Genomic DNA, 10102 nt, shown 5'->3' on the forward strand with positions numbered 1-10102 from the left:
CAGAGCGCGATTACGGCGCCTTTAGCTGTATCTGCATGTGCGGGACATGCTCACCGCTGTCGTGGTGTACCAACGAAATTCGCCCAACTGGCACGCTGTCAATGGCCAAGCTCAGGTCCCCGCTGGTGGCCAAGTGAAAGTCCCCACCCTCTGCGGCTTGTTCAGCTGCTGGGTGCCTCACCTCCTTGGCGGGTTCGAGCGTGGCGCATGCGGTAGGACTGGCCGGAGGTGACCACGGTGGTGGCGTGGTGCAGGAGCCGGTCGAGCATGCTGACGGCGGTGGTGTGTTCGGGCAGGAACCGGCCCCAGTCCTCGAAGCTCCAGTGCGAGGCCACGCCGAGGGCGCGTCTCTCGTACGCGGCCGCGACGAGCCGGAACAACAGCTGCGCCCCGGTGTCGTCGAGCGGGGCGAAGCCGACCTCGTCGAGCAAGATGAGGTCGTATCGCAGGAGGGCCTCGATGGTCTTGCCGACGGTGTTGTCGGCCAGGCCTCGATAGAGGGTCTCGACGGCCTCGGCAGCGGTCAGGTACTTCACCCGGTGCCCGGCGATGGCGGCGGCGTGCCCGAGCGCGATGAGGGTGTGGGACTTGCCGGTGCCGGCCGGGCCGATCAGGGCCAGGTTCTCCCTCGCACCGATCCACTCGAGCGAGGTGAGGTAGGCCCAGGTCGGTGCGGGGATCGAGGACGCCGCGAGGTCGAACTCCTCGATGGTCTTCAGGACGGGGAACCCCGCGGCCTTGAGCCGGGCCCGTTCGTTGGAGGCGTCGCGGGCGGCGACCTCGGCCTCGACGAGGGCGCGCAGGACCTCCTCGGGCGTCCACCGTTGGGTCTTGGCGGTGACCAGCAGCTCGGGGGCGAGCTGGCGCATCGCGGCGAGCTTGAGCCGGCGCAGCCCGGCGACCAGGTCAGCGGGCAGGGTCGGTGCGGTGGCGGCGGTCATGACCACACCACCTCGTCGTCGAAGCCATTTTCCATCGAGTCCTCCCTGTTTCCAGTGCTTTTCCCCGCTCGCCCGCCCGGTGCGTACTCGGCGAGGGACCGGCCGGTGGCGACGGGCAGGTCGATGACCAACGCGTTGCCGGCGGTCCTCGGATGCGGGGTGCCGGCGCCGGCGGCGAGGATCGAGCGGATGTCGGCGGCCTTCCACCGCCCGAACGCGGTGGCCCGCTCGAGGGCTGCGACCATGGCCTCGGTGCCGTGCGCGGCGGTCAGCGTGTTCAGCTCGGCCAGCTCCGGCCCGAGGCGGGTGTGCCCAGCGGCGGCGGCGCCGGCGATGAACGCCTCCGCAGCCGGGCCGAGCGCGCAGAACTGTTTCTCCGCAGCGGTTTTCGGCCGGATCGCCCGGACCGGGACGGTCGACCGCGGGCCGCCGTAGTGCTCGTCGAGGATCGAGGCCTCGCCCGGGGCGACGAGGGGGTGCTGCGCGTGCACCTCGCCCGTGCCGACATCCAGGACCAGAACCCGGGGCCCGTCGACCACCACCGCGACCCGGGCCCCGCGCAGCCGGACCGGAACCGAGTACCGGGCCGAGCCGAGCCGGATCGTGGACAGCTTGTCGACCTTGCGGGTCACCGGCGCCGGCCCGATGCTCGGGCGCAGCGAGGGCAACCCGGCCAGCAGCTCCCGCTCACGCTCGAGCCGCACCGCCGGGACCGCACCGGTCTCTGAGTGCACGTTCGCGTTGACCTGCGCGCACCACGCCGCGGCATGCCCATTCGCCGCCGGCAGGTCCGCGAGCACCCTTGCCGCCACAACGGATTCGTCGATCCCAGCGCCCACGTCGAGGGCGTGCTCGAGCAGCAGCGGGCGCAGCAGGTCATCCTTGCCGTACCCGACCAGGTTCTCCACGATGCCCTTGGACTGCGGGTCGTACCCCTCGCAGAAGTCCGGCCGGAACCGGTAGTGCGTGGCGAACCGGACGTACTCGCTCGTGGGCACCACCCGGTTTGCTACGACCCCACCCTTCAGGCAGTTCATCCGGTCCGCCAGCACCACGCCCGGCACCCCGCCGAGGGCCTCGAAGCACTCCGCCAGCAGCGCCAGCGTGGTGTGCGCCTTCTCGTCCGGGGCGAACCGCACGAACCGCACCCTCGACCAGGCCAGCACCGCGCAGAAGACGTGCACGCCGGCGATCACGCCCCAGTCGATCACCAGGTGCTCGCCCGGGGTCCACACCGCCGGACGGCGCGAGCTGCCCCGCTCACGCCGGTAGCGCTTCTTCTCCTCGGCGACCAAGCGCCGGAAGTTGCGGTCCGAACCGGTGTACCCCTCCAGCCGCGCCTTCGGCAGCAGCCGCTTCGCGCTGACCCGCCCCAAGCCGGACTTGACCGACTTCGCGACCAGCTCCCGCACCCCCTCGTAGTTGCTCGGCCGCGGCGCCCGCCCCGGACCCTCCCGGCCGGCCTCGGCCCGCTCGATGACCCGCTTGACCGTCTTGTGCGTGGTGCCGCAGATCTCCGCGGCACCACGGTAGGTGCCCACCTGCTGGTAGGCGGCAATGATGTCCATCTCTTCCCTCTTGCTCTTCAATGGAGCTCCCTGAGCGGTGACAGTGACTGGTTGGCACCGCCACCGCTCAGGGCCTCAAGCTCCCGGTCGACACGACGAGCAGAGGGTGGGGACTTCTAATTGGCCACCAGTGGGGACCTCACCTGGCCACCAGTGGGGACTTTTCCATGGCCATGGACACACGCCTGCCGTCTTCATCATTTCTTCATCGTTCCTACGTCACGATTGTTCGGTAGAACGCAGACAGTGGTCCCGTGAGAACCATGAACCCATCCCCCTTTGGGCCCTCGGCGCAGTCGAGTCACGACCCGGCGAGTTGGGCGACCGTCCCAGAAAGCCGAGCGGCGGCGGAGCCGGCGCAGGCTGGCAGCGCCCAGACGGCGGACGACGGCGTCCGCCAGGAGTTCTGATGTCTGCCCGGTCCGACAAGCCGAAAAATCGTCGGGCGGCACCGACACTCGACCGCAGTACGAAGAGTCGTTCGCCTCGGCAGGACGCATCCGGTGCCGCCTTCTTCCGGACACCAGTGGCTCGAGACCGGCCGCAGTCGGCGGCCCAGGGGGCTCTGCGGGAGGCGCGGGGGTCCCGCCGAGACGCTCGCCCGACACCGGGGGCCGAGTCCGCGGGCGTGAAGACGCCGTCTGCACCGCAGCAGCCACGTCCGGAGACTCCACCGTCGACTCGCACCGTCGCTAGGCCGTCGCCATCGCCGGGTCGGCCTCCGGCAACGAACCCGCCGGCACCCACGGGTCTCTTCGCTCCATGGGCGTCGGTGGCCCGGCCCCGCGTCGCCGAGGAGGCCCCGGCTGCTCTGGTGGACCCGAGCGCCGCGCCACCTCGGCTGGTGCGGCACGCCCCGCGCTCCCCCGTCGTGATCACGGACTTGAGCTGCAGCGCGCTCGATGACGCCGACCAGCAGTCGCTGGGTGTCACGTACTGGTTCGACGCTGAACCCGTCGGCGACCCCTACGACATGACCGTTCACCTCCGTGGCCACCTGAAGGGCAGTCCCGGTGAGGATGGCGGCTCCGCAAGACCGGTCGAAGGGACGGAGTTCGACCAGACCTCGACACTCGAGAACATCGTGCCCGGCTCGGGACGGATCGCCTTCACGACCCGGATCTCGGAGGTCGCCGCCGGCGAGTGGGAAGTGGTGGCCACGCCGGTCCGGCCCGCGCCCCCCGGCTCACCCGCCCCATGGGTGGAGGTGCACAGCCCTCGGCTGCCGCGCGGCGCGGCCTCGGGCCGCACCGCGCTCGCACCCCTAGTCCGCAACCTCGCACCCGGGGTACGCCTTGGCGCATGGCCGACGCTGGTCGGTATGGGGTTCGTGGTGGCTCTGGTGCTCCAGACCCTGCTGGCACGCCAGCTCGACCTGCCCGGGCTGCGCCTGCCCTTTCTCACCGCCGTCGCGAGCGCGCTCGGCCTCGTCGGCGCCAAGGTCTATTACGTGCTCACGCACCCGCGGGAACCGCGGAGCTTCGTGACGCCCGGCATGTCCGTGCAGGGCTTCGTCATCGTCACCGTCGGGGCGCTCGTGTCGGGGTCGTTCCTCCTTGATCTGCCCCTGGGTGCGGCCCTCGACGTCACGGCACCGGGTCTGCTCTTCGGGATGGCGGTAGGAAGGCTCGGATGCCTGTTCGGCGGGTGTTGCGTGGGCCGGCCGACATCGTCGAGGTGGGGCGTCTGGTCCTCCGATCGACGCGTCGGGGTGCGGCGGATCCCGGTGCAGCTCATCGAGTCCGGGCTCTCCGCGACGGTAGGGGCCCTCGCGCTCCTGGCCGTCCTCCTAGCGCCCACCGCAGGCACCGGCCTCGTCCTGGTCGGCACGCTGGCGGCCTATGTGCTCGGCCGCCAAGTCCTGTTCCCGCTTCGCAGCATCCCCCGTGCCACCGCGCACGGACGTGCCATCACGGTGGTCGTTGCGGCGCTCGTCCTCGCCGCGTCGCTCGGCGCACTGCTCCTCCGCTGAACCCGGCGGGACCGCCCAGCAGCCGCCCGCCAGCCGGTCGCTAGCCGGGCGGGAGAGCAGCTGGTGGGGCCGCTCGACGCTGACGCCATCCGAGGATGCCGGCGGCACCGTGTGCGGTCCTCGCCCAACCAGCTCGGCTGACCCGCCCAAGCGCTGCGCGCGTTCGTTCTCTCGGACGGTCACGCGCTCACGCTCTGCGATTTTCGTGTCTGGAGCGCAGCAAGGACGGTCGGCGCCATGGCGTCGGCGATCCGTCCATACCCGCTCGCCGACGGATGGAACAGGTCGGGACTCATGTTGCTCACATCGTCGATGAACTCCCGGCCGACGGCACGGCGGACGTCCACCAAGTACACGGATTGGCTCCGCGAGGCGGCGCATCGCTGCACAATCCGCACGAGCCCGCTGTACGACCGGACAGCCGCCGACAAGGGATTGGGCAACAACCGCATCGCGCGGAACTCCGGAAGGCTGGAAACCACCACCGGCGCCCTCTGGTCCGCCAACGCTGAGAAGAGCTCGGCCGAGCTGCGGGCGAGGGGGAGGAGCGATGTGAGGTGGGTGACGTCGTTGGTGCCCACCACTACCACCGAGACATCAGGGGCATGCCGCATTGATGGGACCTGCCCGGCCAGCACGTCCCGGGTCCTCGCGCCGGAACGCGCGTAGCCCACCACGTGCACGTGTCGTCCCGACCCGTCAGCAACCCGCTGCGCGAGCTGCACCGGTAGAGGCTCTTCGAGGGCGTACACCCCGACCCCAGCCACCGAGGAATCTCCGAACGCTGCCATCTCCAGAGCGGCTTGGCCAGCCTGTGCAACGCCGAACGGTGCCACGGTCACATCGATGCGCCGAACGTCCGGCGACGCGCCGCCGTACCTTCGATTCACCTGCGCCGCCTGGGCGGCGATGAGCGTCACCAGTGCGGCAAGCGCCGCCATGATGCCGAGAGCCTTCCCGCGGGGGGCGGTCCGCACCACGTGGCTCGATGTCACCGTCGCACTCGCCGACGCCACGTCACCCGAGCACCGCGCTTCCTGTCGGCCTAGTCGCATCGCCACGCTCCTCAAGGGACGCGCACACCCCAATCCCATCTGGATAGCGCCATGGTCGCCCCGCGGCGATGTAGGTGCTGTAAAGGAGCCGTGAAGGTTCGGTGTAGGTCCTGCGCCGAGGGGTGCACCGGCGACACATCCGTGCCGCGCAGGGGTAGCTTGGCACGCGTGGGCGTTCGCCTATGGGAGCCCATCACGCGGTGCCTGCGCCACCCACCGCCGTGCCAACAACCGGGCGGGCGGGCGATGACGAGCCGCTCTGGCCACGAAATTGAAAGAGGACATCTGATGGCACACGATCACGGCCACGGCGGATGCTGTGGCGAGGGGCACGGACACGACACCAGTACGGTCCTGCCCGGCGCCGGCGACGAGCGGGTCACCTGTGCGGTGAAGGGCAGCACGACGTTGAGGTCGCAGGCGGAGTCGGCCGGGCTGGTGCGCGACTTCGAGGGCGTGCGCTACTACTTCTGCTGCGCCCACTGCGCCGACGCCTTCGACGCCGACCCGAGCACCTATGCCACCGTGGCCTAGCCAGCGAGCGTAGATCGATCCCGGTCGTCCAGGCTTGGCCGTGGGCATTCCCCGGCAGGCGAGGCCGGGGAAGGCTGCTGCGGTCATGGCGTGTATGGGCGAGACGCTTGTTACGGGACGCCTGCCGGATTCGGGCGGCATCCCGCATCCACCGCAGTGCGGCTTGCACGGCCGCGCAGCCGGTAGGGGCCGTTGCTGCTTGAGTTATCGGAGCCGTGACCGCGACGATAGGGACGGGGCCGTGACCTTGGTTCTTGGACACGCTGAATGCCCCATTGTGGGAGAGCGAGATGATCCTGAACCATGGCCGGCAAGAGCTACTCCGACGAGTTCCGCCGGCAGGCCGTCGACTTGTACGAGTCTACTCCGGGCGCGACGGTGCGCGGCATTGCGCAGGACCTGGGCATCGAGCGGGGCACGTTGCGGCACTGGCTCGAGCGGTCCGCTTGACGCGGAATAGGAGCATCGGACCCGGCGGAGAAGGTGGCAACATCGATTCTTCATCGAATCTGAGCCAACATGAGGGGCACCTGCGGCGAACATCAGAGTGGGTGACGGATCCTCGTAACTGCCCTGGTTCCGCACACGGGGCCGGGGTCGTCGCGTGAGCCGCAGGGCAGATGCCCGGCGGTTGCCTGCGACGTGGCCGTTGCCCTCGAGCTGGAGGTGGTGCAGGTGCGCGGAAATGTGATGGTCCACGCTCGGTCTGGGAGTGCGGCCCCCCGGGGGCCGGACGGGGCGAGATCATGACGACAATCGGGTCCACGGTGCACCGTCGCCGCCGCTCGGCTGCGAGTTCGGACTGGCCTAGTTCCCGGGCATCCTCCGTTCTGGCCGGAACGTTCCTGGCCGGTTCCGCGCCGCTGGGCCAACCTGGGGACGCCGCGAGCGATCACCCGGTCAAATGGTTGATCGGTTTGTTAGCCGTCGCGGCGCTCGGATGGCTCGGCTGGGTGGTGAGCGGCTTCGGACGCGACACCGTGATAGACCTCGGCGCACCGGGGGGCGGCGACGCGCACAGGTTGGCCCAGCCAGATAGGGTCCGCAAGGCATCGCGGCGTTCGGGCCGTTCGGTGGACAGGCGGGCGCGGCAGATTCCAGCCGGTCCTCGTGGATCTTTCGGGCCCGCCGGAACGCGGGGGGCATCGTCAGAGCCGGTTGGGCCGGAGGACGACGAGCACTTCATGCGCCAACTGAGTGAGCAACTCGAACGTCGGCGCGCGGAGCGCCAGCGCGACCAGGAAGACGGCACAGATGCTGGCGGAACCCGTTGAACCTGTGGCCGGGAACGGACGCCGACAGGCTCGTGCATGGGGGTAGGTGAATACTCGCTCTCGAACATCCAGAGCTAAGCCCCGATCCCAAGGCGGGCGCCGTCACGGACGAGCGTGAGGGCCTCGATCTGGCCACCGCTCCTGAGGCCGTGCGCTGGGGGAACGCCATGGGACTGGATGTCCACCGGCCGGGGCGTCGCCCAGGGCGCCACAGAGTGCCGGGTCGACGGCCCCGGTCGGCAGCGAGGTGTCAAGGTCGCGCTTCGTGTCGCCGGAGCACGGACCGCCCTCGTGTAGTCGACACCGTCGGCGACGACCTCGGACTTCCCGGCGGGATAGCCTTGGCGACGTCGCTCGAGACCTTGATGCGGCCCCCCGCGGGAGCCACCCACGACGAGCGGGCTGCGAAGAGCGGTGATCTCGCCGCCACCATCGCCAAGCGGGTTGCCGACGTTCCAGCCACCCGCTCACCCGATGCTGGCGTACTTCGCTGGGCAGCTCGGATACTGGTCAGCGCAGCGCGACCAAGGTAGGCCGCCCTCGGACCTCCTGAAGCATCGTCCGACGGCGGATGATCGATTCGATGCCGTCCGGTGGCCGGGAGGTCCTGGACCCATGGGCTCAGCCGATGCCCCCGGTCATCGCCTCTCAGGCAGGCGTCACCCCGACCGGTTCGGGGAGGAAGTGCCTGCGCATCCCCAGCGCCTCGTCGGTCATGGCGATGGATGCGGCGCCGTCCGGCACCGTGCCGGCCAGAGCCCTGATGGCGTCGATGGACTCAGGCACGACTATGGCCTCGTTGTAGACCTGATACGTGAGAAAGGCCTCGTCCCCCTGGACGGTCAGCACGTCCTCCCAGAGCGCGACCTCCCACATGTCACCGCGGGGACGACCCAGGTCTCGCATGAGCTCGACGGTCGTGTTCAGCCCTGTCAAGCCGTCTTCCATCCGGATGAACGCGATACGCGGGGCGGCCCGCAGCGCGTCCAGGACCTCCTCACGGTTGGCCGGACGGGTCAGTTGCAGGGCCCAGTAGTGGTTGTGAGTCTGGGTGTGCGACGCCTTCGCGGCCATCGTGACCACGTCCAACTCCGGCCGGACCGTCCGGGCGTCGGGGCCTTGGTGCGAGGGGATCGACGACTCCGGCACCATGGTGTTCATGATCCCCCCCTCGTGGGACTCGCCCGGGTCGGTGGCCCGCCGGATGAGTACGCCGCGGGCCCGCGCGAGCAGACCGGCGTCCTGCAGCGCCCCGAGCACGCGCACCATGCTGGTCGTGTTGCACGAGACGACCCGGGTGGCATCCCGCCCCAGCGCCGTGCCGTAGTTGGCCTGGGCGACGAATGAGTGCCCGGTGAGGGAATGGGACTCCCCTCCCTGGAAGACGGCCTTGACGCCCGCCGCTCGGTACGCCTCGAGATTGCCCGCGGCGACCTTCTTCGGCGTGCTGTCCACCACCACGTCCGCCTCCCCCAGCAGGGTGGCCAGATCACCAGCCACTGCCATCCCCGCGCTACGCATCGCCGCGGCGGCGTCCACGGTCGCCGCAAACACCGGATAGCCGAGCTCGACAGCCGTCCGGACCCGCCAGTCCGTTCCAACGTCGGAAACACCGACGAGCTCCATATCCGGCATGAGCCGCACAGCATCGGCCACTCGCTTGCCGATCACCCCGTAGCCGTTGACTACCACCCGAATGTTGCTCATTTCCCTCTACCTCCAGTTCTCTCTGTTCCACCAACTCGAAGCCACGGCTCAGTCAGCCGCCGCCATGCCTGGGTTCCCGATGTCTGCGCCAGCATGGAAATCTGGCAGTCGGATGCCGCCGCGACGACTTCCTCTCGCGCCTAGCAGTGGACGATCCCTGGCATGGCGCCCGAGGGTGACTCGACAGCCTCATGCACACCCGCCAGTCCGGATCGGTCGGTGACGTCACGATCGGCGACGGCAGGCACTCAACCGCCCATGGGCCATCACTTTCTTGGTGTTTCGGTGGGCTCGGCCTCGCCGGGAATCCCAAATCAGGGTGGCAAAGTCACTCGCCGACAACGTGCTTGGCGGCGTCGGCCCGAAACCGCTCCGCGCAGTGGTTGGAGCAGTGGTAGTACGTCTTGCCCTCATACTCGGTGCTTGTGGCGGCGGATGCAGGGTCAACGCTCATCCCGCACACCGGGTCGACGACCTTCTCGGCCTTCTGGGACACGTGTTCCTCCATCAGTGTTGGTGTTTCCTCGTGGTCGCGCCCGATCTTCACCACGCGACGTGCGCCATCCAGCCATACCTGGCCTAGACGTTCGTCCTTCCTCTGAGGAGACAGGGAGCGGCGACGCGCGGAGCCGGCTCCGAGCCCGGTCTCGTCGTTGTGAATCCCTCCGGTGGACATGGCCGCCAGCAACGGAGCCCAGTGTCGGCTGCTGGTCCGCGCCCGATGCGCCGGAGCGAGGACAAACCCGGCCCTCTCCACGGCTGCTCTCAACTGCGAGGCCCCCAGGTGCTCGACGCCCTCGAGGACCAGCAATGCGGTATCGCCCGCGCCGAGGCCCGCCGCTGCGCGGCTGATGCCCTTGACGCTGCGTACCTCTTCCAGAAGCTCGCCCAGACACACCCCGCACACGGGGCCGTTGACAGCGAACGTGCTCACGGTCATTGCGTCCTCCTCGACACCACCCAAGCGATACCGCCAAGGAGGTATCCATCACGGTACTTGCCGTCGCTGAAGGTAGGGCCTGACGAACGGTGAAGGTCCCATGAAGGCGTT

At 69.4% G+C, this 10102-nt stretch carries 7 protein-coding genes and 1 pseudogene; 3 read left to right on the plus strand and 5 right to left on the minus strand.

The window, feature by feature from the left end:
- Positions 1-161: 161 nt before the first annotated feature.
- Together istB and istA are read right to left on the minus strand one after the other, a co-directional pair.
- The gene (istB, locus tag L0H79_RS17135) at positions 162-941 is read right to left on the minus strand and encodes an IS21-like element helper ATPase IstB (RefSeq protein WP_301485862.1); all 780 of its coding nucleotides are present in this window, start codon (positions 939-941) and stop codon (positions 162-164) included.
- Entirely contained in the window at positions 938-2530 is a 1593-nt protein-coding gene (gene istA, locus L0H79_RS17140) for an IS21 family transposase (protein WP_301485863.1), read from the minus strand. The genes istB and istA overlap by 4 nt, the downstream gene beginning before the upstream one ends.
- Before the next feature lie 751 nt (positions 2531-3281).
- Between istA and L0H79_RS17145 the strand changes: the two genes are divergently transcribed.
- Positions 3282-4481, plus strand: a complete 1200-nt coding sequence (locus L0H79_RS17145; protein WP_301485864.1) for a prolipoprotein diacylglyceryl transferase — start codon at positions 3282-3284, stop codon at positions 4479-4481.
- 179 nt (positions 4482-4660) lie between these two features.
- Here L0H79_RS17145 and L0H79_RS17150 read toward each other — a convergent pair whose 3' ends face one another.
- Positions 4661-5476, minus strand: coding sequence for an SGNH/GDSL hydrolase family protein (locus L0H79_RS17150; protein WP_301485865.1), 816 nt, complete (start codon positions 5474-5476; stop codon positions 4661-4663).
- Between the two features lie 348 nt (positions 5477-5824).
- On the opposite strand from L0H79_RS17150, the gene L0H79_RS17155 reads away from it, so the two are divergent.
- A complete protein-coding gene (locus L0H79_RS17155; protein ID WP_301485866.1) occupies positions 5825-6070 on the plus strand; it encodes a YHS domain-containing protein in 246 nt (81 codons plus the stop codon).
- Between the two features lie 303 nt (positions 6071-6373).
- Positions 6374-6508, plus strand: a pseudogene (locus tag L0H79_RS17160) (transposase); the annotation flags it as partial.
- 1484 nt (positions 6509-7992) lie between these two features.
- Here the strand turns inward: L0H79_RS17160 and L0H79_RS17165 are convergent.
- Positions 7993-9051: a type II glyceraldehyde-3-phosphate dehydrogenase gene (locus L0H79_RS17165; protein WP_301485867.1), complete on the minus strand. Its 1059-nt coding sequence runs from the start codon at positions 9049-9051 to the stop codon at positions 7993-7995.
- 328 nt (positions 9052-9379) lie between these two features.
- A complete protein-coding gene (locus tag L0H79_RS17170) occupies positions 9380-9991 on the minus strand; it encodes a YHS domain-containing protein (RefSeq protein ID WP_301485868.1) in 612 nt (203 codons plus the stop codon).
- Positions 9992-10102 lie beyond the last annotated feature (111 nt).

This window comes from Intrasporangium sp., from assembly GCF_030452765.1.
Lineage (GTDB): Bacteria > Actinomycetota > Actinomycetes > Actinomycetales > Dermatophilaceae > Intrasporangium_A.